We start from the raw sequence: 24,266 nt of genomic DNA on the forward strand, positions 1-24,266 counted from the left end.
TTTAAATTTCTTGCTTTCAAATTTCAAACTTGGCTTAGGCTTAGTTAGATTTCACTTTCGAGGTAAAAGCTCGTTAACTGCTCTGTACCTCAACTTTTGCTTCCGGTTCAAGCTTTTGAGGGCTCTGACTTAGAAGCAGAGCAACTAAAACAAGAATCGCGCCAATTAGACCACGCATTCCCAGATGTTCTCCAAGTAGCCAAAACGAAAAAATTGTGGCGAACAATGGCTCAAGTGTATAAAGTAAAGCTGTTTCGTCGGCTGAAACCCATTGCTGTGCCAATGTTTGCAGCCAGATAACAGCAGCAGTTGCCAACAGCCCTAAGTAGACAATCACTCCCCAGTGCTGGTGAATTACCTCAAATTGGTTAAGAATTTGGGTATTATTCCAAAGCAGACCTAGCACCGCAATGAACAAAAGTTGAACACTGGTAAGCGTTAAGGTGGGGTGACGAGACGCAACCCGGTCTAGGAAAATTATGTAGCCTGCATAGACAAAAGCATCAACGAACATCAACAGATCGCCAATTCCTAGTTCTCCCCCTTCCCAAAACATCACGCCAATACCGATCACAGCGACTCCAGCAGCTAGGAAAGTTCTCAACGGTACGCGCTGACCACTCAGCCATGCTAGTAGTGGGACTATGAGTGCGTTCAAACTGCCAATGAATGCAGCCCGATTCGCTGGTATAGTCTTGAGTGCAATTGTTTCTATAGCTAAGAAAAAGAAAAGGAAAAGACCTAGTACTGTACCATCACGAAGTAAAAGTGCGTTAATATTACGTAAATTTACAGCAAAAACTGCTGCTGCTATGACAAAACGTGTAGCAATCAATGCACTTGGTGGAAGACTACTAACGATGTCTTTAGTCAATGGAAAAGTTGTAGCGCTAATTACATTAACAAGGATAAGCAGCATTATTCCTTTTAAACGCAACGTATTTTCAATTTGCATCAAATTAATTGATTGAATAATGTTTCTTTACATCCATAGAGAATGCGATCGCATAGAGAATGTTGGTTTTCCTGTATCCAGTCAGCGCCTTCTGAATTGAGGATTTTTAATTGGGAAAGTTTTACGAAGTAAGTTGGCACAATAAAATCAAACTATGTAAATAAAAATGAACTAGGCTAAAACCCTTATATCTATTGCCTATTGCCTATTTTCTATTGCCTTATCCCAACGACAATTATTTACGCCCACTGACTTAATCTGATTTTGGTAATCTCATGTCTTTTTTCACATTGCAATTAAAAGGTAAAAGAAGTTCGCATTAATCCAATCCGAATTGTATCATTTGCTGCGTTATGTTTAAAATTTCTAATCACTAAAAATCTCCTAGTCACAAAAATTATGTCACTAAGTAGATAGCGATAAAATAATTACAAATGTTAGTAGACTGAAAATTTTTGCGATCGCCTACGGTGAGTGCTTCGCGCGCTTGCTTAGTGATGGATACCTGCAAATCAGATTGCTACATTACGCTTATCGTACACTGCGTTAAGCCGCTACACATCATCTATGGATGCAATGTCACCAACCCTAGCAGAAAAGGACTGTTCTTGTTCGGTCTATATTCAATACAATTGAGAAACGCTATTTATAATCTGGTGAAATACAAAAATAAATAATTTATACTTGCAAAAAGGATTTAATTCCATAACTACTAAAAGGATGTAGGTATGAGAAAATTTTTTAATTTCTGCTTCGAGGCTGAATTTTATCTAAAAATTGCTATTACTTGCACCATTCTTCAGCAAATATTTTATTGGTTGTTGCACAATATAGAACTCAATTTTATAACTCAAGTGCTGTTATACTGGCTTGTTGGTTCTATTTCATTTTATAGCATTGGTCTTTTCATCGAAAAGGTAATTAAAAACAATGATAATTTAAGAGAGAAATTAACTGCCAGAGTTAAGAAAGTCAAAACACAACCATTTCCTTCGTTTACTGCCAAAGGCATCATTACTGGAGAAATCAAAAGTTTCATAGCAGCTTTTATTATCCTCTACTTAGCGCCAGAGGTAAATAGAGGAAATAGTCTGCTCTCAAACCTTGGATGGTTTTTGATGAGAATAATTGTTGCTGATTTCTGTTTTTACGTTTCTCATTCGCTACTTCACAGAAAGTTTTTACAAAAAATACATTTAAAACATCATGAGTTTGCCGACTCATCAAGTTTTGTTGCTGGACATAAGAGTTTGACTGAATATATTATTGTTACTATTACAGACCTTTTGCCTATCTTTATATTTGGGTATGATATCACCCAACTATGTGCTTGGACTATTATAGGTAATGCTTACAACCTTGAAGGTCATAGTTCCTTATCAATATTTTTTGTTCCATCAGATTTTCACGATCTTCACCACAGTTGTTTCAAGAAAAACTATGGAATTCAAGGATTTTGGGACAGGTTATTCAACACCCTAAACCCTCCTACAAAGAAGCCAGGAATTATGTTCCCTGTAGCTTATTTGGAGCATATCACCATGAAGTTATCTAATACTTTAAATTGATTGAGAACTTTAAATCTAGAGAAACCCTCACTTGATTCTTGGCTACAGTGTACACAAGCCTTTTAAAGTTGTCCCACAAGCTTTTTATTCCCCCAACTCCCCTTTTTATTTTTAAGGAAAATCTCTTAAATTCTTCCTTTTTAAGGATAATTTAGGAGGATCTGCAACATTTTGGTTTTGTAGTCTGACTTATTAATTTTATGTCCAAAATTACCAACCCATTGTTCCTGGACTACCTTTAAATGGCCCGACAATATCAGAGGTAATCCATCCGCCATAAAAATCACCGGGTTGAGACATAACTAGCTCATCATTTACATAGCAAGCATCCATTAAACTAGGGTAAAAAGCATAGTATTCTTGAATGGTTACAAAATCAGATGTAGGGTCAAAATATCGCCAAGCGGCGCTATTTATATACTTATCACCGATGCTTATATCATAATACTGACACTTACCTTTCCATTCACACCAACTTTTTTTAGGTGTTTCTATCAGATATTCTAGTTTAATATCTTCTGAAGGAATGTAATAAGAAGGAGGATGGCTAGTTTCTATGACTCTTTTAGCTTTACTTGTTTCTGCTAAAACAATATTATTAACAATTATCCGAATTGATTTGTTTGTATCTTCTAAACGAGCCGGACGCGGATAATCCCAAACTGACTCTTGACCGGGTTGTGGAGGAATAGGATTTGGTCTCATGGTTAATAATTTTTTGTTTTTACTTTGCCATTAAAATGCAAAGGTAGTTCGCATTAATCTAATTCTATTCTAGATGATTTTTTCGTACTATTTCTCCTAAATTTTAGGCTAGTAATATGTTTGCTGTCTCAACGAAAATTGAGCCTGACGATTACAGGGAGAAATGGAAGATGTAAAAACTGCTATTCTGTAACTGTTAGTATCCTGCAAATTATTTTTGTAAAACCTCATGTTGGGGTTACTGCTTGATATCTTGAACAATCCTAAAACCTGCGTGTTGATAAAAATTAGGACGGAACCAGTTGCGATAATATTTTAAAGCTTCTGTACCGTTAGTTATCCAGCATCCTCCTAACATCATCTGATGCTTATTATCAAAAAATATTGCAGAATTATCTTCGTAAAGGAAATGAGGCTTATATCCTGGTAAAGGATTTAAATTATCACTCAAGTGTTCCCAAACATTTCCGCGTAAATCATACAAACCAGAATAACTTTTGGCGGTTTCTAACATTCCCACTGGACTAGGTGAGCCAAATTTTAAATTTACATTGTAATTGTCTACATCTTCTACTAAACCACTACTATAAGTTGCTAAATGATATTCGGCTTCACTAATTAAACGGGTATCTTTACTTTGCCAACAACAGTAAGCCATTGCTTCATAATGATTGACCTCTACAGGCCAATCTAAGGGTAAGCCGATTTCATCAAACATGGCTCGATACTTGTAACTGCCATTTTGGGGTATCCAAAATTTGGGATATTGAATGTTGTTTTCAGTTTTCCAATGCCAAGATTCTTCATCCCAATACGCTTGGTTTTCGTAGCCACCAGCCTTGACAAAATAACTAAAATCGGCATTGGTAATCAGATATTTACTGGCTAAAAAAGAATCCACTTCAACAGTGCGATCGCCATAATCAATATCCCATCCATAGGTTGGATCGTTAAAGGCTTTGCCAAGTTTGACTACCCCACCCATCACTTGTATCATTTCGTTTTGAGCAGTGTAGCCATTAAAAGGGGCATATTGCCAGTTTTGAGGGCGTTTCACTCTCTCAATTGGTAGTTGGCGAATTAACATTGAAGAGGTTTCAATATGAATACGCTGATGTTCAATCCCCATCATTAAAGCCCAGAGGGGATGAGTAGGGTGAATTGGTAGAGTTATTGGAGTAGTTTTAATTACTTCGGAAATTACTATATATGCTTGTTTTCGATACTCCCAAGTTTGTGCAACTTGTGGCCATTCCAAATGAGCGATCGCTTGATTTAATTCTTCTGCTACCTCTGGATCAACTCCAATTTCAAACAAAATTTCATAGTCTGGATTGATCCTTTTTTCTAATAATTCAACGCTAATTAATTTATTGATGTAGAAAACAGCCGAATGTCCAAGATAGAAAATTAGAGGGTTTCTCAAAGGATCGGGATTGAGATAAAATGTATCTTCTTCTATTAAAGTTTTCATCAGCATATCTTCTAGTTGCCAAGCATTCTCAAAATAATCGAGGATAACTTGGCGATCGCAACTATCTAGTTTAGGTGGATGAGTAGATTGAAGATTGTTCATGATGTAACTCAATTGCTATTATAGAGACGATTAACTCTGGCTGATTTACTTGACAAACTTAATCAAAAAATTGCTAATGTTAATTGTTGATTGCATTCCGGCTCTATTTCTATTTTTCCAGATATGTTGAATCTTGCTAAATGAAACATATCCATGAACAAACAAATGCCGCTTCATTAGGCATTTATAAAATGGCTAAAAATACTGAGATACTGTAGGACGATCAATGCCTATCAGCCTTAAGTAAGCGCCATTCATAAACAAACCATAAGCTTTGTAAGTTAAGGTTTAAAGCCTAATTAACGGATATGTCTATTTAAATTCAAATTTGGGGAAGCAAAATTTAAGCTTGGCAAAGAATTAGCCCAAACCACTGATTGGGATCTGTCCAAGTTTTCAGAGTCTTGAGTCCATGTGTCTCCAGTTGTTTTTGCATATTTACTAAATCAAACTTGCGAGAAATTTCGGTGAGAATGCTTTCTCCACCTGCAAAGCCAACTTGTAAATCTAGCGCTTCTAAAGATACTTCATGACTCTTTTGGCAATGCAGATACATTTCAATTTGAGCATCATTTTCATTATAAATAGCTTGGTGAGTAAATAAGCTGAGGTCAAAATTACCTTGAAAACGCCAATTTAAATGAGAAAGGATATTTAAATTAAAAGCAGCTGTTACTCCTTGACTATCATTATAAGCTGGCTCCAAAATTTCTTTGGGTTTTTGTAAATCAATTCCCAAAAGGAAGTAGTCACCTGCTTGCAAAGTCCTAGTAATTTGGCTTAAAAAATTATCACATTCTCGTGGATTAAAATTTCCAAGAGAACTGCCTAAGAAAAAAATCATCCGTGATGCTGCAAATGTTGATTCTAGCTTTGTCAAGGCTTGTTCGTAGGTTCCTATTAATCCCTCAACAAAGAAATGTGGATATTTTTGTTGTAATTTTATTACGCTGGATTTAAGAATGCCATGACTAACATCAATGGGTATATATCTACAGTGGCTTGCAATTTTTTGGTAAGCATCTAGCAAAAAAAGAGTTTTTGTAGAACTACCACTGCCTAACTCTACAAGTTCACAATTACCTGTTATCTGAGCTATTTCATCGGCATATTGGCGTAAAATCCATGCTTCTGTTCGTGTTGGGTAATATTCTGATAATTCACATATTTGTTCAAATAGTTCTGAGCCGTAATCATCATAAAAATATTTAGGGGGTAAAGTTTTGGGACTTTGAATTAATCCTTGGATAACATCTTCACCTTCATTGTTGAGAATTCGATCGTTCTCATTAAGAGATTTTAGATATGTAGCTAACATTGTGTCAATATATTTAGTTCTGAATGAAGTATTTAATATGACATATTTAGTATTTAATAGCAAGGCTTATTTCTAGGTAATTAATAATAAATTAAAATACGAAAAGCCTCTAGATTTAGTGTGGTATTAAAGCAGGCTTTACTAATTTAATACTTGCTGATTTATTCAACTGCAAGCTAATAAATAAGTCGTTAGGAATAGACATAACTACACTGTTAGAGGTAAACATTATCTACTACCGAAAATGGCGAAGCACATAAGTTAGCTTTATTGATGATAACTTAAATTTTAGTTAAAAATAATTGGAGCTTTGGTAGCGATCGCAAAACCCAAATAACTCTTATTTTTATTTTAATAGATAACTAAACTTTATCGAAACATGAGTTTTATCAAATACCAATTTATCTATTTTTTCATAAAAGTTAAATGATTTGCGTTCGCCTGACTCAAAAAAATTGTGTTTTTTATCCCGTTTTTTGCTTAACTCTTCTCTTGTCAAAGACGCTATGCTAGGTTGTCTACACAAGTCTTTTAAAGTTGTCTCACAGCATTTAGATTTCCTCTACCGTAATAGTATAGGACTTACGCAAAATTACACGCAGTAGGGGAAATTCATGAATTGCCTCTATTTAACAATCAAAGTTTTGGCTATTTTTTGCGTAAGTACTGTAGGAGCCAAAGTCCCCCTTTTTAAGGTGGATTTAGGAGGATCTAACTTCGTTTTATACCTTGTACAGAGTTGTACGTACACCGTAGCTTAAAATGAGAAAAGCTTTGAATTTTACTGTCCTTCCCTACAATTTCAATGCAATTGAGAATCGCTATATGGTGTTAAGTAGGAAGTTAAAATTAAACATAATAGCAAAATTAATCATAGTAAAATTAAATATAAAATAAAATCCTACTTTTGAGGGATAAATTTCTCAAAATTAGGATTATTAGGACTAAAGTCCTTACTACAAACTTTAATTTATTTAGGCTTAGTTACTTATCTTTTATAGTCATCAGAGAGATTTACAAGTAGGAGTTTCAATAAATTTCGTGCAACTAATTTGGAGAAGCATACGGCGATGCCTTCACAGTAGGCATCGCGGATTTTAGATAAAATCTAAAATCCCAAATCGAGTTATCGATTCACCGCCGCAGCTTCTCTTGCTGCTGCTGCTTGATCTGGGTGGATACCCAAGCGGGTGAGATTAATCCGACCTTTGTTATCAATTTCACGGACTTTGATAATCACTTCATCGCCCACCGCTACTTCATCCTCAACTTTGCCAACGCGGTAGTCAGCTAGTTGTGAGATGTGGATCATCCCTTCTTTCCCAGGCAGAAATTCCACAAATGCACCTATCGGTATAATCCGAGTAATACGTCCTGCATAGACATCCCCTTCGTGGAGCTTGCGGGTCATACCTTGGATGATGTTTCTGGCTCTCTTCGCCTTGTTCTCATCCACAGCCGAAATTGTCACGGTGCCATCATCTTCGATGTCAATTTTTGCACCAGTTTCCTCTGTGATGCCCTTAATAGTCTTGCCTCCAGGCCCGATGACCAGACCAATCATGTCTGAGTCAATCTTGATTGTTAACAGACGTGGGGCATAAGGTGAGGTTTCAATCCGTGGCACATCGATGCAGGCGAGCATTTTCTCCAGAATGTGCAACCTAGCTGCTTTGGCTTGGTGGACGGCTTGGGAAATAACATCCAACGACAAACCGGGGATTTTCATATCCATTTGCAAGGCGGTAATTCCGGTATCCGTCCCGGCAACCTTGAAGTCCATATCGCCCAAAAAGTCTTCAATGCCCTGAATGTCGGTGAGGATTCGCACTTCGTCCCCATCCTTAATCAGACCCATTGCTGCGCCACTAACGGGTTTGAGAATTGGTACACCAGCATCCATAAGGGCGAGAGTGGAACCGCAGACTGAACCCATTGAGGTGGAACCGTTGGAAGAAAGTACTTCCGATACGATGCGAATCACGTAGGGAAATTGTTCTTTTGAGGGTAACACAGGAATTAGCGATCGCTCTGCTAATGCTCCGTGACCAATTTCACGCCTTCCTGGAGAACGCATTGGCTTGGTTTCCCCGACTGAGAACGGCGGGAAGTTGTAATGATGCAGATAACGCTTATGTTGGTCTAACTGCATATCATCGTTGAGGTTTTGAGCATCACCCGGTGTACCCAAAGTACAAGTGGATAATACCTGAGTTAGTTCCCGGTTAAATAAACCGCTACCGTGGACTCGCTTTGGTAAGACACCAACTAAACAAGATACACGTCGAACTTCATCGAGTTTACGACCATCAACGCGAACATTATCTTCGATGATTTGCCGCCGCATGAAGTACTTGGTAATATCTTTAAAAGTGTTACCAAGTGCCTTGCTATTTGCAGTTGCGGCAACTCGAATTGGGTCTTCTTCTGGTAGTTCCTTAATCGTCGTGGCAATTTCATCCTTGACGACATCTAAAGCTGCATCGCGTTCGGGTTTGGTGAAGGTAAATTGAGACAGGATTTTCTTAATCTGACCGCTAGCGCGATCGCGGATATAATTTTCTAGCGTCTGGTCTACTTCTGGTGGTGCTTCTTGCACTATCACTAAGCCCAGTTCTGCTACTAAATCTTGCTGCGCTTTGATTAAGTCCCGCACTGCTTCATAACCAAAGTCAATCGCCTCGATGATATCTCGCTCTGGCAACTGATTGGCTCCCGCCTCCACCATGATTACGCCATGTGGAGAACCGGCTACTACCAGATCCAAATCTCCGGCTTCAATTTCTGCATAAGTGGGGTTAATAATGAAATCATCTCCCACTAAACCAACGCGAACTGCTGCCATTGGCCCATTAAAAGGAATCTGGGCAATCAGGGTAGCGATGGAAGCGCCTGTAACTGCTAATACATCGGGTGGAACCAACTCGTCCATCGATAGTGTTAAGGCGATAATTTGCAGGTCATCCCGTAACCATGAAGGGAACAAGGGACGCATGGGACGGTCTATAAGACGGCTGGTGAGAATTGTTTTTTCTGGTGGACGACCTTCCCGCCGCATGATCCCGCCGGGAATCCTACCAGCTGCATACAGTCTTTCTTCGTAATCTACTGTGAGGGGAAGAAAATCAATGCCTTCTCTGGCTTGCGATCGCGTAGCTGTCACTAAAACGGATGTGTCCCCTGATTCTATCAAAACCGACCCACCTGCCTGGGGAGCTAGTAAGCCTACTTTCAGTCGAATATCCCTTCCATCGAAGGATATTGACTTATCAACTTCTGCCATTCAGTTCTTTTTCCTTCTCTTTCGCTATTCTCTTTCTGTGGCAATCCTAACATTTATGCACTAGGGCTGACTTCTAGTACATACAAAGATAAGAGTTGTCATCAACCCAAAGCACGATACATCATCAGCGCGTCTACCACCTGTTCATTATCTAGCTTCGCCGCACGAGGAATTCGCCCAATAATCTCAAATCCTAACGACTGCCAAAGGGTAATTGAAGGTATATTAGTTTCAAAGACCAAATTGAACATTACTGCTTCGTAGCCTAGGTCTGCTGCTATCAAGAGCATAGCCTCCCCCATGAACCGCCCGATGCCCTGACCGCGCAACCCAGGTTGTACAATAAAACCAGCGTTGCAAATGTGGCAACACCGACCGGGGAAGTTTGGTTTTAAATAAAACGCCCCTAATATTTCTTTGGGCTTGTGTGTAGCATCCAAAACAGATGTCCTGACAACAAAGGCATCCTTGCTTAACCAGTAAGTTGAAAATTCTGCCTGAGATAGAGGTTGCCTTTGGGGATAAGTTTTACCTTCAACAATTACAACATTGAGTAATGTTCTTACAACCTCCTGTTCTTGAGGATAAATATAATCTAGTTCTACTGTTATGTTATTTTTTATAACTTTAACAATGGGGAAATCCATTAGTAATAATGTTGATGCAGAATGATTATTTGAAAATTATTTGTATGCAATGATTTGATTATAAATGCTATTGACAAGATTTAATAGTTATAGCTTTGCGAGTTAAATTATTTAATTTTACGAGAATCTGAGTAGTTAGCAAATGGCGATTTTACACGGTAATTGGTTACTAAAAAGTCAAAAGGGTTGTTTATTTATTTGGGGAGAAACTTGGCGATCGCCACGAGTTAATTTCGAGTCTAATGGATCTGAAGATATCCCACTACATCCATTGGCAATGACATCAGTAGAGTTAAGCGAGTGGTTGGTTTCCCAGAAGATGGCGATTACCAACTTTATCCAGCAACCCCAAATTGCGAACGCTACTACTGGGCGAACACGTAAAGCCGCCAGTGCCACTGAGATAAATTTACCAACGCATTCACAAATAATTGCCTTACCAACTTATATTCCCGAAGAGAGTGCAGAAGGAACATCTGCAATTTTCCCTGTGCATTCTGCCAGCTTGGGGCTAGAAACAGACTCTCCACAATATTTACAACCGTGGCGAGTTGAGGGTTTTTGTCTTAACCCCAGCGAAGCAGTAAAATTTCTCGCTGCTATTCCTCTAAATGCTGCAAAAGGGGAAGATGCCTTTTTAGGAGGAGATTTACGTTTTTGGTCGCAAGTTTCCCGATGGAGTTTAGATTTAATCTCGCGGTGTAAGTTTTTACCAAGAATTGAACGGCAATCAGACGGTGCATTTGCTGCTAAATGGCAAGTACTTCTAGACAGTGCTGTAGATGGAACTCGCCTAGAAAAATTTTCTGCGGATATGCCGTTGGTTTGTCGGACTTATCAAGAGGGACTGGGGACTGGGGAGGAGTTTTCGCAATCCCTACTTTATGTAGACTTTCCAGCCGAACCTCAAGAATTACTTTTGGGATTTCTCAACAGTACGATAGATACGCAAGTGCGAGGGATGGTAGGTTCTCAGCCTCCAATGGAAGCTAAAGCGATGGCATCTTTACCAAGTGGGGTGCGACAGTGGTTGCAAGGCTTAACTAGTGCATCTCATATAGTTAACGCAGATTCAATTGAAGTGGAACGACTGGAAGCGGCACTGAAGGCTTGGACGATGCCGCTACAGTACCAATTAACTCTTAAAACTCTATTTCGCACCTGTTTTCAACTGCGTTCTCCAGAATCTGGCGAAACAGATTGGACATTGGCGTATTTTCTGCAAGCGGCTGACGATCCTGAGTTTTTGGTGGATGCGGTAACTATTTGGAACAATCCAGTTGAACGATTGGTTTATGAAAATCGGACAATTGAGCAACCACAGGAAACCTTTTTGCGAGGTTTGGGGCTAGCTTCTCGATTATATCCAGCGATCGCACCGAGTTTTGAAACCGAATATCCCCAATCTTCTCGTATCACCCCCATGCAAGCTTATGAGTTTATCAAAGCTGTAGCTTGGAGGTTGGAAGACAGTGGTTTAGGAGTAATTTTGCCTCCCAGTTTAGCGAACCGCGAAGGATGGGCGAACCGTTTGGGTTTGAAAATTACTGCCGAAACCCCAAAGAAAAAGCAGGGGCGTTTAGGCTTGCAAAGTCTGCTGAATTTCCAATGGCAATTGGCAATTGGTGGACAAACTATTTCCAAAGCTGAGTTTGATAAACTTGTGGCTTTAAATAGTCCGCTAGTAGAAATTAACGGCGAGTGGGTGGAATTGCGGCCTCAAGATATCAAGACAGCCCAAACTTTTTTTACTACTCGCAAAGACCAAATGGCCCTTTCCTTGGAGGATGCCTTGCGTTTTAGTACAGGAGATACCCAGGTAATAGAAAAATTACCAGTCGTCAGCTTTGAGGCATCTGGGGCATTGCAAGAGTTGATTGGGGCGTTAAGTAATAATCAAGCGATCGCACCTTTGCCCACACCAACAGGCTTTAAAGGGCAGTTACGACCTTATCAAGAACGTGGTGCTGCTTGGCTGTCATTCTTAGAACGCTGGGGTTTGGGTGCGTGTCTCGCCGACGATATGGGACTCGGAAAAACCGTGCAGTTCATTGCTTTTCTGCTGCACTTGAAAGAACAAGATGCGCTAGAAAATCCAACACTGCTAGTTTGTCCAACTTCGGTTTTAGGCAATTGGGAAAGGGAAGTCAATAAATTTGCACCAAGTCTGAAAATTTTGCAATATCACGGTGACAAACGCCCAAAAGGAAAAGCGTTTTTAGAAGCAGTGAAAAAGCACGATTTAATCGTTACTAGTTACTCGCTTCTTCATCGAGATATCAAGTCATTGCAAAGTGTCTCCTGGCAGATAATTGTTTTAGACGAAGCCCAGAATGTGAAAAACCCAGAGGCAAAGCAGTCAAAAGCAGTGCGAGAATTAGAAGCGACATTTCGTATTGCGTTGACGGGGACACCAGTAGAAAATAGGCTGCAAGAACTTTGGTCTATTTTAGATTTTCTCAATCCTGGCTATTTAGGCAATAAGCAATTTTTCCAGCGTCGGTTTGCCATGCCAATTGAAAAGTATGGTGATACGGCTTCTTTGACTCAATTACGTTCATTAGTGCAACCATTTATACTGCGGCGATTGAAAAGCGATCGCGACATCATTCAAGATTTACCAGATAAGCAAGAAATGACCGTATTTTGCGGTTTGACTGGTGAACAAGCCGCACTTTATCAACAAGTTGTAGAACAATCTTTAGTAGAGATAGAATCTGCGGAAGGATTGCAACGCCGGGGGATGATTTTAGCATTACTAATTAAACTCAAACAAATCTGCAATCACCCAGCCCAATATTTGAAAGAAGCGACATTAGAGCAACATAATTCAGCCAAACTTCTGCGGCTAGAAGAAATGTTAGAAGAAGTTTTAGCAGAAGGCGATCGCGCTCTAATATTCACACAATTTGCTGAATGGGGTAAATTACTTAAACCCTATTTAGAAAAACAGTTAGGGCGAGAAATATTCTTTTTATATGGCAGTACCAGTAAAAAACAACGTGAGGAAATGATCGATCGTTTCCAACACGATCCTCAAGGGCCACCGATTATGATTCTTTCTCTGAAAGCGGGTGGAGTAGGATTGAATTTAACACGAGCAAATCATGTATTCCACTTTGATAGATGGTGGAATCCAGCCGTAGAAAATCAAGCCACAGATAGAGTATTTCGGATTGGTCAAACCCGGAATGTGCAAGTACATAAATTTGTTTGTACAGGCACTTTAGAAGAAAAAATTCATGACATGATTGAGAGTAAAAAACAATTGGCTGAACAAGTTGTAGGTGCTGGTGAAGAATGGTTGACTGAACTAGATACAGACCAACTTCGCAACTTACTAATACTCGATCGCAGTGCAGTAATTGACGATGATGCAGAATAAGTTTGTAGTAAGGGCTTTAGTTCTTGAATTTAGGGTTAGAGCCACCTACCACAAAGTAAACTTATTCTTAACTTTTCTTCCTTTGCGCTCTTTGCGCCCTTTGCGGTTCGTTTCTCACCCCCCTGATAATTAACGCGATGAACCACTAAATTAAATATGCGATATTGAAAAATATCACACCTTCTTCCTTACCCTGTGCCATCATGTCGAATCACTTTGCCCACGGTTATGCATTGTTAATTGGGGTTGGCAGAACAGCCGAATCTCGATATTCATTGCCTGTCACAGTTAAAGATGTGCAAGCCCTGAAAACAGTACTAACCGATCCAAACTTGTGTGCCTATCTGGATGATTCCGAACATATTCGCTGATTGCAGAATCAACAGACAACGCGCAGCGCAATTTTAGATGGATTAACGTGGTTAAAGGAAAAGGCTGCTGCCGATAAAGATGCAACAATTGTAGTTTTTTACTCTGGTCATGGGTGTTTTGACTTATCAAGTCAATCTTATTATTTGCTACAACATGACTTCAATTCCACAGACATTGCTAACACCGCCCTATCTGCCCAAGAATTTACTCAAGCTTTGCGGCAGATTCAAGCAAAGCGGTTGTGGGTGGTAATTGATAGTTGTCATGCAGAGGGTATGGCTACTTCTAAAGGCGAACTACCTGCTGATTTTATCGCTACGGCATTGCCCAAGGGCATAGTCGATGCCTTGAAGCAGGGCGAAGGAAGGGCGGTGTTTACGTCTTCCAGAGGCAATCAGGTTTCTTGGATACGTCCTGATGGAACCATGAGTCTCTACACTTATCATCTAATTGAGGCATTGCGGGGAGCGGCTAATCAACCAGGGGATTCCAAAGTTATGCTCTCAAATCTGATCAATCATTTGGGTAAAACTGTTCCAGAGAGCGCCAGAACCCAACATCAGGCAGAACAGACTCCGTTTTTTGATACAGCGATGGAAGATTTTCCTATTGCCATGCTGCGGGGAGGGAAAGGACTACCAAACTCAACCCCAATCTCAGATTTGCCTAGAGTGATGAGCAATCAAGAGGTTGTAACACCTGCATTGGCAATGGCACGTCGTTCACTAGCAATTTTAGAAGAGCAGGCTGCTGGATTTGGTAAGCTGCAAATGCCAGGTCATCTGAGAATTGAGCTAGAAGAAAAACGTCAAGAAGTGGCAAATCTTGAAGCTAGACTGAAAAAATCAGAGTAAGTAATTCCCACAGGCTGCTATGGAAGATCAAATAAACCTCGAACAAATGCTTTCTACCGCCCGCATGATACTGATGGTGTTGGAACAGCAGGCGGCAGGCTATACCAACTTGACTATTCCGGCTCATCTGAAGGTACAACTAGACGAGAAACGCCAGGAAGTCACTAGCCTAGAGGCGCGATTAAGCCAGTTACAGGGACAACGCCCGGAAAGTTTGCCCGATAACCTGCCCCGCTATAACGATGTGTTTGTGGGACGCAAACAAGAAATCGCCCGTTGTTTGGAAGCACTTTCACCAGAGGAGCGCGGTTGGGGTGTTGTGATTGATGGTATTGGTGGTATGGGCAAAACGGTGTTAGCGCTAGAGGTAGCACACCTTGCCCGTAAGCAAGCCTTGTTTGATGCCTACCTATTTGTTTCTGCCAAGACTACCAGGCTCTCAACTGAAGGAGTCCGGCAAGAAACCCTTGCCCTGTCTTCTCTCGATAGCTTCTGCCGGGAATTTGCCAAGGGGTTAGGACAGACAGATATTGTGAAAATGACTGATGCCACAGAACGCCGCCGCGCCCTTCTCGATGCTCTACGGGGACGGCGCACCCTGTTGATTTGGGACAACTTGGAAACGCTGAATGCAGAAGAACGCGATATGATTGCCGAGTTTTTGCGGAAACTGCCTGCCCCCAACAAAGCCATCATCACCAGCCGCCGCCGCACTGGGGAAAGCGCCGTCACCATCCGCTTAGATCGTCTCTTAGAGACAGAAGCTTTGGAGTTAATGCAGGCGAAGGGAAGATCGCACCCCCGTCTAGCCCAGGAATTAAATGCCACGAAGCCAGAGATATTGACCGCTTTATATGAAGCGTCTGGTGGCAATCCCCTAGCGCTGGATTGGACATTGGGACAGGTGGCACATAAAGGCTACTCCATAAGTGATGCCCTAGAGCGGTTGCGTAATGCCGCTAAATCTCCTGATCTCTATGGGTTTCTGTTTGCCGATGCCGCCGAAACTCTTGCTGGAAATGATCGCACAGTGTTGTCTGCCCTGGCTGTGTTCCTGACACCAGCAAAAACCGCAGCACTGGCAGATGCTACAGATTTAGCCATAACCGAGATCCAAGTTTCTTTAGAGCGGTTAGTCACTCTATCTTTGGTAAATGACTTGGATGGAGAACGGTTTGGCCTGCACCCCCTCACTCGCACATATATCCTGGCAGCTGTGGGCGGAACGGATACCGTTGTAACTGCACCCCTAAGTGGAATTCGGTTTGACTCTGCTGCCCAACGCAAAGTTCTGCGCTACTGGGTAGACTTTGCCCAAAAGTACGGGGGTGAGGGCAAAGATGCCTATCAGACCCATGACAAGCTGGAAGCCGAGTGGCAGAATCTAGAAGGCGTGGCGACAACCTTGTGGGAGGTGGCAAGTATCCCCGGTACGCTGAAAGACCAACAAGCTGCCCAAATGCTCATCGATTTGGAAAACGCTTTGTCTAGCTTCCTCCGGTTTCGAGGCTACTGGGATGAGTGGGTACGCTTGGCTGAGTGGCGATATCAGGCAGGAAAGGCGCTGAGTCAGTGGAGCGATGCTGGTTGGGGTGCATATCATGTTGCCTGGATTCACTACCAACGTGCGGACAAAGATCGAACAGCAAGTTCGGGAGATCAGATGAAGGAGATGATGGAACGGGGCGGCAACCTTCGGGACAAGGCTTTTGCAACCCGTATGCAAGGAGTGATTGCAGAGCAACGGCAGGACTGGGCCGAAGCGGAGCAGCTGTATCAGGAGGCATTAACAATTTACCGAAAGTTAGGGAATGAGAAGAGAGAGGCGATCGCCCTTAACAATTTGGGAGGATTTGCACGATCACAGGGAGACTACGATCGCGCCGAATCCTACTACAAGCAAGCATTGATGATCACTAAAAAGCTGGGTTTTAAAGAACAAGAAGCTTCTCATTCTGCTGGTTTAGGACATCTCGCCCTTGACCGCAACCGCCTTACAGAAGCCCGTACCTGGTACGAGCATCAGTTAACCCTGGCGCTGGAAATAGGACAGCAAAGTTTGGTCGCTGATGCTCAACAGGGGCTAGCACGAGTTTTGAAGCAGGAGGGGCGCTATGCAGAGGCACTACCCTTAGCACTGACTGCGCTGGAAATCCGAGAACGCCTGCGCGATAAGAACTTGGATTTTTCGCGCCAATTGGTTGAGTGGTTGCGGCGTAATACGGGGATAGAATAATTCGTCATTCGTAATTCGTAATTCGTAATTAATTCAAGGTTTTACGTCTATATGTAGTCTCAGGCTTCCAATCTGTAGCCGTATCTTTGCGAAACTGATATGCTCCCAACCATAAATGCTAGAGTCTGAGGTAACTATCACAAAACTAGATCAACCTATCCATTGCATAATTTTGAATTTTAAATTTATTATGACTAACTACACATTACAAGCAAGTCGAGAATGGTGGTCACAACAATGGCTAGATTTGCTAGATTCTTATCGCTTTAAAAAGCGTTTAGAACGTGCGAGAAATTATGCTCGTCAAGGAAATGTTTTGAGTATCGAATTTAAAGGTGCAAAAGTATTAGCTAGGGTGCAAGGTAGTGAAGTAGAACCTTATAAAGTTTCTCTTTCCCTTGAACCTTTTAGCGATGAACAGTGGGGTTATGTAATTGAAACCATGTCCCAAAGGGCAATTTTTGCTGCCAAGCTACTAGCAGGAGAAATGCCACAAAATATAGAAGAAGTGTTCACGGCTAATGGTCTTTCGATATTCCCTTTTACTCTTGGTGATGTCCAGAGTAAATGCTCTTGTCCTGATAAAGCAAATCCCTGTAAACACATTGGTGCGCTGTACTATCAGTTAGGCGATCGCTTCAGTGAAGACCCTTTTGTACTGTTTCAATTGCGCGGACGCACCAAAGAGCAAATTATCAGCGATTTACGTCAATTACGTAGCGCTAAGATTCAGCCAATTACTACAGAATCGCCCGAAATTCAACAGTCAATTCCTAATAATAAATATTCTGTAAAAATTGATTCTTTCTGGCAATACAATGAGCCACTAGAGTCATCATTAGTAGTGATTGCGCCCTCTACTAATGAGATGGTACTAGATGTATTAGGAGCAATTCTCCTAGCGAAGGAAGAGGAAAATACAGTAAATTCAACTTCCAGTGATGTGGTAATGAAGTATTTAAATACAGTTTACAGAGATGTGAGCCAAAAGGCTTTTTTAGCAGCAATGAATGTGGGAGGAAGTTGATACTAATTTGTAATGACGCGACGCTCCTGCGTCGCTAACGCGGACTCGCTATCGCTACGCTAACGTAATTCGTAATTCGTAATTATGAACTAGGTTGCTTGGGTAGTTCAATATTTACCCACTTCCGCACTGCCTAACGAATTGTCCGTCTGCCATTTGCCCGATTATCAATGAGTTTTGGCAGATATCGAATTGCTAAAGTAGGAAATACTAAACTGTTCTCTAACTCGACATATTCCCCATTTTGTAGGTGGTAAATCTTTAGTTCACCGGAGTCATAACACCAGAGTTCTAGTACTCCCAGCGCGAATTTCTCACAAACAACAAAAAATCAATTCACATCACTTGATGTAAGACATTTTTTGATATATCATCTATTGAAATTTATGAGACTAAAAAAAGTAACTATAAATTAGCAATCATCAGGCTTCAAGCAATCAAAATTTTACACAGTAAAATCAACTCTTTACCCCTTTCAGTGCCTCAATCTTGCCCATAAACAATCATTTTGGGTGATGTTTTCATATTCAGTTGACATCAAAACCACGGTTTGAAACAACGCTAAATCAATGGTTTCAACTCTTTGACGTTACAAAACTTTACAGCATGTCCCAATTTACACGTATCCCGGCTGTACCCCATACCCGCTTAACTTCTACATAATCATTGCCAGTCACAACATTATATATGTCTGGATTTGTCAAACGCTGCCACTCAGCAAAACCTATTCTGCTGGTGGAAATGTTTTAATAGCACGGTCATTAAATTACCATGCATGACAATAATCGTAGTCTTAGTATCGTACAACAAAGTTTCATTTACTACTGCAACTGCCCGTTGCATTGCGGCACGACTTGATTCACCACCTAACTCTCGAAAAAAATCTGCAAGTATGATTATGGTTTTATTTTTAAGCTCAGAGGAAAGGAAGGACATTTACCTCTTGGGATATATGTTTACTGTACAAAAAACGCGAAACTTATATATAAAGATGTAGCGGAAGTGGGATTTGAATCTTTTTTCTTTCGCCCTCCTTCCTATCTTCTCTCCGGTGAATTGTTAAGTTTGCCGACAGTATCCATAAGCTTTTTTCAATGTGAAAGCTATGCCCAGATAGCATTATACTCTTTTTTTACCTTCGATTTTGTTTAAATCCCGATATCGCTTTTATTTTAAACTCCAGCCGAAAACTTCTCAAAACGCTAAAACTCACCAAGAAAAAATGAAACTTTTAACGATTGACACCAAAAACAATTGTTACGTTATTGACGCTAATGCAATGAACCACCTGCAACAAGATGTTGCTAGCACTTTTACTTTGGAGAAAGGGACTTTTGATATAAGAATTACCAGTGGTCGCTATAGTTATGCTCAGAGCGAAACTGAAGGCGAACCTTTAGTTGTACTTTGGATATATGGGGCTGATGGCAGTACATTTATCAACAAAAACACAGGCACTGAAACAGGTGCAACTTGGACAACTTTAAACGGATACAACAAGAAGTTACAGTTGGAAGTCAAAGGGAAAACCGTTATTTGTGCTTTATTTTTTGATGTTAACAATAGTGAGAACAAAGGATCGGTCAATCTTTTAGTTAGCAGCAATAAACCACATTTTAATCCTCAAATTATAACAGTTGATAGTAAGCAAAATTGTTATGTTCTTGATAAAAATTTTATATCCAATCTGAAGCAACCAAGTTCCAATTTTGTTGAATTGGAACCAGGCAATTACAAGATAAAGATTCGTGAAAGCAACGCTACTTATTGGTCTTCTGAGCAAAGATTTCAATTAGAGCCTTGGGCTTTGCTATGGATTAAAGATGGGAAATTTGTTTCTAATCTTACTGGTCTTGAGGTTAAAGAAACTTGGTGTTCGCTCAATGGATTACAAGACGAATTCATTTTAGAAGTTAAAGAAAAAACCACTATTTTAGGATTTTTCTTTGATACCTACAAAGAAGATAACAAAGGACAAGTTGTTCTAGAAATTAACACAGTGAGTCAGGCTGTAGTAACTACAGGCTATGGCAATCAGCCGAAACTGCCAGTAACAGGAGTGCCAGACGGTAATGTGAATGAAGAAGGCAATGTCACTGTTGTAAGCACTGGTGGTGGAACTAGCACTGGAGGAACAGGTTCTGCTATCAGTAGTGGAGGAGGTAGCCTCAGTGGAGAGAATGCTTTCAGCTTCAGTTTCGATCAAGATCAGATGGAGCGAATGTGGCAAGAGATGTCAGCCAGGCTCGAAAGCTCAGTAAGCGTAACGGCTCAAAAAGACGAAAATAAACAAGCCTACTGGGAAGGTCTTGAAAAATCGATACTCAAAGGCTATCAAAGCCAAGCTAAGCAACTTGCCATGCAGGTAGCACGGCTTGAATTCATGATGCAGACTCTGATACAACAAACGGAGGTAAATTTTAACCAAAGCTTCCAAGGTTGGTCTAGTTACTTTAATAAAAATCTCAATGACTTGTTTATTACGAGAATTCCCAGAATAGTTAATGATCAGGTCCATCTGGCAATTACAGAACAAACCCAAGAAGTTAAAAACTTAGTAATTCAACAGATACAAACAGAACTCAATGAGCGTGTTGAGTCTGTAGTTAATCTGAAACTCACTAATCAAGCTCAAGAGATTAAGGCTTCAGTCGTTCAGCAAATGCAAACAGAACTTGAGCAACGGATAGAAAATGTCGTTAATGTCAAAATTGCTAATCAATCTCAAGAGATTAACACTCAAGTCATTAACCAGATATCAAATGACATTGACCAGCGCATTGAGAATGTGGTTAACGTCAAAATTGCTAATCAATCTCAACAGATCAGCAATCAAGTAACTCAGCAGATACAATTTGACATCGATCAGCGTATTGATAATGTCGTCACCCTGAAAATTTCTGATCACACCCAGGATGTCAAGAATCTTGTGATTCAGCAAATGCAAAACTACATTGAGGAACGGATTGACAACGCAGTTAACATCAAAATTGCTAATCAAGCCCAAGACATTACCAATCAAGTGGTTCAGCAGATCCAAAGTAACATTGATAAGCGTATTGATGCGGTAGTTAACCTTAAAATCGCTAATCAAACCCAAAATATTAAGAGCCTGGTAGTCCAACAGATTGAAGCTGATTTCGATCAACGCATCAAGTCTGTCGTTAATCAATCTACCAATAACAATGTTCAGTTAGTCGTTAATAATGTCGCCAACGAGCTTGATAATCGCATCAATGTCAACTTAGACAATAAAATTGTCAACTTCCGCAATGAAGTATCTATGCTCGTTAACAATGAGATTAACCAAAACTTCACGGAGTCTCTCAAAACGACGATTTTATCAGATATCAAAAAACAGCAGTTCTACATTGATATGCAATCAATCAAAACTGAGGTAGAGAACTTTTACGCCCGTTTAGGACAGTTTGAGAGTCAGTTATATTTTCATATTGAACAGGGTGATACCCAACTTTATAATTGGACTCTCGAACAACTTATTGCCCTTCAAGGTTGCTTAACCGATCGCCAAGCTCTGGTTGAGATTTTTGAGGTCTTCGCCAGTAACCTTAAAGACCAACTAAATGGTGCTGAATGTGTTCATCCTAATCGGTTTACCCCTTGGGTAAGAAGAACTTCGCAAGCACAATTTCAGCCTATGGAGCCTCAGCAACTGCCAAACGCTTAATTATCCCAACTACATATCTGACTTTTCACTCTACATTCCACAGGTTAGTTAAGAGAGAAGATAATATTTTTGACAACGAGCGCCAAAAAACTGGAGAATCCATCGCCTTTCATGAGTTTAGTTGGCAATTTGCTTTATTTGGGCGATGGGAACGGGGTCAAATGAGCAACGGTACAGATACGCTAAGGCTGGAACCCTTACTGTACAAGCATTATGTCAATCGATATTTTTGGCAATTCTCAATGTACCAATTAACCCATAGGCTATTTGGTGTAACAATTTAATACGGCTCATCTTGGGTTTGAAGCTCCTAAATTTCAGAGACTTCAATTGGTACAGTTTCATCCGTGGCGATGCCTGCGGCGGCAAGCTACGCAGTATTGAAAACAATTCCTTAGCGTAACTTTCGGAATCACTGCTCATTTGACCCCTAAAAGCAGCTAGGATTTTAGCGTCTGGTTTAGCCTGATGAGCTTTTGACAGTTGATGAAATCAAGATTGTAAAAGAAGCTTGTGAAAAGTGTTCTGTTGAAAAGAAGCGCATTAACGCAAATTTCTCACAAACAATAAAAAATCGATTTATATGGACTGATATGAGACATTTTTTCGATACATCACCCATTCAAATTGACGTAGATAAATAAACTAAGTATAAATTAGTATTTCTCAAGCTAAAACAATTACTCTCGATGCTCTTCCAAGTCTTTTAGAAGATTTTCAAACTGTTGCCAGCTAATGTCGTAGAGCATTACTCGGTCCGCTCGATTTTTGACGACTGTCATTGTTACGAGCTCCAGAATGTTTTATTGTCCAAACTCAAGCCTAGCCTGTTCTACCAAATCATCTGTCACAACCTCTTGACCTGATTCACGAGCTAGCTGTTCAATTCTGGCTTTAGCTTGAGAGCGGACAAAAAAGGGAATATTTTGTAACTTTTCTTTAGCTTCTGATGTCCACCGCAAAGCATCAATAAAATTAGAGTCGCTCATAGTATTAATTCCTTTGGTAAGTCGCTGAGTTTAATCAATAGATTACTAATTTTCTTATAAAAAAAGCCCTTGCTTTTACGCAAGAGCTTTTAAATTATTTAGTTGTCAGTGATGAAATAAACTTTATAACCTAATCTAGGTCGTCCATGAACATCACTGGCTCAGTATCACGGTTAATTCCTTTCTCAAAACCACCAGCCGCAGCCCGTGCGCGACCAGCGTGCCACAAGTGACCAACTAGGAAGAAGAATCCTAGTACGAAGTGAGAAGTCGCCAACCAAGCACGAGGAGATACGTAGTTGAAGGAGTTAATCTCGGTAGCCACACCACCTACAGAGTTCAAAGAACCCAGAGGAGCGTGAGTCATGTATTCAGCAGCGCGACGAGCTTGCCAAGGCTGAATATCGTTCTTGATTTTTTCCAAGTCAAGACCATTGGGGCCACGTAGAGGCTCCAACCAAGGGCCACGGAAATCCCAGAAGCGCATGGTTTCACCACCGAAGATGATTTCACCAGTTGGAGAGCGCATCAGGTATTTACCTAGACCTGTGGGACCTTGGGCAGAACCGACGTTAGCACCCAAGCGTTGGTCACGAATCAAGAAGGTCAAAGCCTGAGCTTGAGAAGCTTCTGGACCAGTAGGGCCAAAGAATTCGCTGGGATAAACGGTGTTGTTGAACCAAACAAAGATTGAGGCAATGAAGCCCATCAGTGAAAGAGCGCCCAAGCTGTAGGAGAGGTAAGCCTCACCAGACCAGATGGATGCACGACGTGACCAAGCAAAAGGCTTGGTAAGAATGTGGAAAACGCCGCCAGCAATACAGATAAAGGCAATCCAAATGTGACCGCCGACCACATCTTCCAAGTTATCAACGCTGACAATCCAGCCTTCGCCACCGAAGGGAGACTTGATTACATAACCGAAGATAACTGCTGGGTTCAATGTTGGATTGGTAATAACACGAACGTCACCACCACCTGGTGCCCAAGTGTCATACAAACCACCAAAGAACATTGCCTTTAGAACCAACAGCAAGGCACCGCATCCCAAAATAATCAGGTGGAAGCCGATGATGTTGGTCATCTTGTTCTTGTCTTTCCAGTCGTAACCAAAGAAAGAAGAGTATTCTTCTAAGGTTTCTGGGCCACGAACGGCATGATAGATACCGCCAAAGCCAAGGACGGCTGAGGAAATTAGGTGGAGTACACCGACAACAAAGTAGGGGAAGGTGTCGATAACTTCACCACCAGCACCAACGCCCCAACCCTGGGTAGCGAGGTGAGGTAACAGGATCAAGCCCTGTTCGTACATGGGTTTTTCAGGAACAAAGTGAGCGACTTCAAACAAAGTCATCGCTCCTGCCCAGAATACAATCAAGCCAGCGTGGGCAACGTGAGCGCCCAAGAGTTTGCCGGATAGATTGATTAAACGCGCGTTACCAGACCACCAGGCAAAGCCAGTAGATTCTTGGTCGCGTCCAGTGCCGCCTAATATATTTGGTCTATTAGAGAGCGTTACCACGTGGTAATACCTCCTCAGGGAATACAAACTGTTCGTGGGGTTGATCTTGAGGAGCCATCCAAGCGCGGATACCCTCGTTCAGCAAAATGTTTTTGGTATAGAAGGTTTCAAACTCAGGGTCTTCCGCCGCCCGTAATTCTT

The 24,266-nt window shown here is 41.0% G+C and carries 17 protein-coding genes and 1 pseudogene; 7 read left to right on the top strand and 11 right to left on the bottom strand.

What is annotated here, in order from left to right; genetic code table 11:
* Positions 1 to 73: 73 nt before the first annotated feature.
* Entirely contained in the window at positions 74 to 919 is an 846-nt protein-coding gene (locus IQ274_RS31250) for a DMT family transporter (protein WP_243458583.1), read from the bottom strand.
* Positions 920 to 954: 35 nt separating this feature from the next.
* Positions 955 to 1,095, bottom strand: a complete 141-nt coding sequence (locus tag IQ274_RS31255) for a hypothetical protein (protein ID WP_163936027.1) — start codon at positions 1,093 to 1,095, stop codon at positions 955 to 957.
* A 588-nt stretch (positions 1,096 to 1,683) separates the two neighbouring features.
* Here IQ274_RS31255 and IQ274_RS31260 point away from each other — a divergent pair.
* Positions 1,684 to 2,523: a sterol desaturase family protein gene (locus IQ274_RS31260; protein ID WP_163936024.1), complete on the top strand. Its 840-nt coding sequence runs from the start codon at positions 1,684 to 1,686 to the stop codon at positions 2,521 to 2,523.
* Between the two features lie 210 nt (positions 2,524 to 2,733).
* Here IQ274_RS31260 and IQ274_RS31265 read toward each other — a convergent pair whose 3' ends face one another.
* From IQ274_RS31265 to IQ274_RS31285, 5 genes are all read right to left on the bottom strand, one after another.
* Positions 2,734 to 3,228, bottom strand: a complete 495-nt coding sequence (locus IQ274_RS31265; RefSeq protein WP_163936021.1) for a DUF427 domain-containing protein — start codon at positions 3,226 to 3,228, stop codon at positions 2,734 to 2,736.
* A gap of 238 nt (positions 3,229 to 3,466) precedes the next feature.
* Positions 3,467 to 4,804 carry a 5-histidylcysteine sulfoxide synthase gene (ovoA, locus tag IQ274_RS31270; protein ID WP_194144569.1) on the bottom strand — a complete coding sequence of 446 codons (1,338 nt, stop codon included), beginning with the start codon at positions 4,802 to 4,804 and terminating at the stop codon, positions 3,467 to 3,469.
* Positions 4,805 to 5,147: 343 nt separating this feature from the next.
* Complete coding sequence (gene egtD / locus IQ274_RS31275) at positions 5,148 to 6,122, bottom strand: L-histidine N(alpha)-methyltransferase (protein WP_194144570.1); 975 nt, start codon at positions 6,120 to 6,122, stop codon at positions 5,148 to 5,150.
* A 1,126-nt stretch (positions 6,123 to 7,248) separates the two neighbouring features.
* Positions 7,249 to 9,405: a polyribonucleotide nucleotidyltransferase gene (locus IQ274_RS31280; protein WP_163936013.1), complete on the bottom strand. Its 2,157-nt coding sequence runs from the start codon at positions 9,403 to 9,405 to the stop codon at positions 7,249 to 7,251.
* A 101-nt stretch (positions 9,406 to 9,506) separates the two neighbouring features.
* A complete protein-coding gene (locus IQ274_RS31285) occupies positions 9,507 to 10,052 on the bottom strand; it encodes a GNAT family N-acetyltransferase (RefSeq protein ID WP_194144571.1) in 546 nt (181 codons plus the stop codon).
* Between the two features lie 142 nt (positions 10,053 to 10,194).
* On the opposite strand from IQ274_RS31285, the gene IQ274_RS31290 reads away from it, so the two are divergent.
* The 5 genes from IQ274_RS31290 to IQ274_RS31310 all read left to right on the top strand — a co-directional run bounded on the left by IQ274_RS31290 (position 10,195) and on the right by IQ274_RS31310 (position 17,926).
* Positions 10,195 to 13,437, top strand: coding sequence for a DEAD/DEAH box helicase (locus IQ274_RS31290; protein ID WP_194144572.1), 3,243 nt, complete (start codon positions 10,195 to 10,197; stop codon positions 13,435 to 13,437).
* 203 nt (positions 13,438 to 13,640) lie between these two features.
* Positions 13,641 to 13,808: a hypothetical protein gene (locus IQ274_RS31295; protein ID WP_194144573.1), complete on the top strand. Its 168-nt coding sequence runs from the start codon at positions 13,641 to 13,643 to the stop codon at positions 13,806 to 13,808.
* Positions 13,809 to 14,663 (top strand): caspase family protein, encoded by an 855-nt coding sequence (locus IQ274_RS31300; protein WP_194144574.1) that lies wholly within the window; start codon positions 13,809 to 13,811, stop codon positions 14,661 to 14,663.
* Positions 14,664 to 14,682: 19 nt separating this feature from the next.
* A complete protein-coding gene (locus IQ274_RS31305; protein ID WP_194144575.1) occupies positions 14,683 to 16,899 on the top strand; it encodes a tetratricopeptide repeat protein in 2,217 nt (738 codons plus the stop codon).
* 190 nt (positions 16,900 to 17,089) lie between these two features.
* Entirely contained in the window at positions 17,090 to 17,926 is an 837-nt protein-coding gene (locus IQ274_RS31310) for an SWIM zinc finger family protein (RefSeq protein WP_194144576.1), read from the top strand.
* A gap of 714 nt (positions 17,927 to 18,640) precedes the next feature.
* On the opposite strand, the gene IQ274_RS38170 is transcribed toward IQ274_RS31310, so the two are convergent.
* Positions 18,641 to 18,862 (bottom strand): histidine phosphatase family protein, encoded by a 222-nt coding sequence (locus IQ274_RS38170; RefSeq protein ID WP_416209860.1) that lies wholly within the window; start codon positions 18,860 to 18,862, stop codon positions 18,641 to 18,643.
* A gap of 343 nt (positions 18,863 to 19,205) precedes the next feature.
* On the opposite strand from IQ274_RS38170, the gene IQ274_RS31320 reads away from it, so the two are divergent.
* Complete coding sequence (locus IQ274_RS31320) at positions 19,206 to 21,614, top strand: hypothetical protein (protein WP_228058490.1); 2,409 nt, start codon at positions 19,206 to 19,208, stop codon at positions 21,612 to 21,614.
* A gap of 803 nt (positions 21,615 to 22,417) precedes the next feature.
* Here IQ274_RS31320 and IQ274_RS31325 read toward each other — a convergent pair.
* The 3 genes and pseudogenes from IQ274_RS31325 to IQ274_RS31335 form a co-directional block, all read right to left on the bottom strand.
* Complete coding sequence (locus tag IQ274_RS31325; RefSeq protein WP_194144578.1) at positions 22,418 to 22,603, bottom strand: PCP reductase family protein; 186 nt, start codon at positions 22,601 to 22,603, stop codon at positions 22,418 to 22,420.
* A 130-nt stretch (positions 22,604 to 22,733) separates the two neighbouring features.
* On the bottom strand, positions 22,734 to 24,125 hold the full coding sequence (gene psbC / locus IQ274_RS31330; protein ID WP_114081127.1) for a photosystem II reaction center protein CP43: 1,392 nt from the start codon (positions 24,123 to 24,125) through the stop codon (positions 22,734 to 22,736).
* Positions 24,109 to 24,266, bottom strand: a pseudogene (locus IQ274_RS31335) (photosystem II D2 protein (photosystem q(a) protein)); the annotation flags it as partial. The gene psbC and the pseudogene IQ274_RS31335, both read right to left, overlap by 17 nt.

Origin of the sequence: Nostoc sp. LEGE 12447, assembly GCF_015206985.1 — a bacterium.
Taxonomy (GTDB): Bacteria; Cyanobacteriota; Cyanobacteriia; order Cyanobacteriales; family Nostocaceae; genus Nostoc.

Excerpts from the sequence above, each read along its gene's own strand:
- IQ274_RS31250 (WP_243458583.1), bottom strand. The coding sequence starts at position 919 with ATGCTGCTTATCCTTGTTAATGTAATTAGCGCTACAACTTTTCCATTG.
- IQ274_RS31260 (WP_163936024.1), top strand. The coding sequence starts at position 1,684 with ATGAGAAAATTTTTTAATTTCTGCTTCGAGGCTGAATTTTATCTAAAA.
- IQ274_RS31265 (WP_163936021.1), bottom strand. The coding sequence starts at position 3,228 with ATGAGACCAAATCCTATTCCTCCACAACCCGGTCAAGAGTCAGTTTGG.
- ovoA (WP_194144569.1), bottom strand. The coding sequence starts at position 4,804 with ATGAACAATCTTCAATCTACTCATCCACCTAAACTAGATAGTTGCGAT.
- egtD (WP_194144570.1), bottom strand. The coding sequence starts at position 6,122 with ATGTTAGCTACATATCTAAAATCTCTTAATGAGAACGATCGAATTCTC.
- IQ274_RS31280 (WP_163936013.1), bottom strand. The coding sequence starts at position 9,405 with ATGGCAGAAGTTGATAAGTCAATATCCTTCGATGGAAGGGATATTCGA.
- IQ274_RS31285 (WP_194144571.1), bottom strand. The coding sequence starts at position 10,052 with ATGGATTTCCCCATTGTTAAAGTTATAAAAAATAACATAACAGTAGAA.
- IQ274_RS31290 (WP_194144572.1), top strand. The coding sequence starts at position 10,195 with ATGGCGATTTTACACGGTAATTGGTTACTAAAAAGTCAAAAGGGTTGT.
- IQ274_RS31295 (WP_194144573.1), top strand. The coding sequence starts at position 13,641 with ATGTCGAATCACTTTGCCCACGGTTATGCATTGTTAATTGGGGTTGGC.
- IQ274_RS31305 (WP_194144575.1), top strand. The coding sequence starts at position 14,683 with ATGGAAGATCAAATAAACCTCGAACAAATGCTTTCTACCGCCCGCATG.
- IQ274_RS31310 (WP_194144576.1), top strand. The coding sequence starts at position 17,090 with ATGACTAACTACACATTACAAGCAAGTCGAGAATGGTGGTCACAACAA.
- IQ274_RS38170 (WP_416209860.1), bottom strand. The coding sequence starts at position 18,862 with ATGTCCTTCCTTTCCTCTGAGCTTAAAAATAAAACCATAATCATACTT.
- IQ274_RS31320 (WP_228058490.1), top strand. The coding sequence starts at position 19,206 with ATGAACCACCTGCAACAAGATGTTGCTAGCACTTTTACTTTGGAGAAA.
- IQ274_RS31325 (WP_194144578.1), bottom strand. The coding sequence starts at position 22,603 with ATGAGCGACTCTAATTTTATTGATGCTTTGCGGTGGACATCAGAAGCT.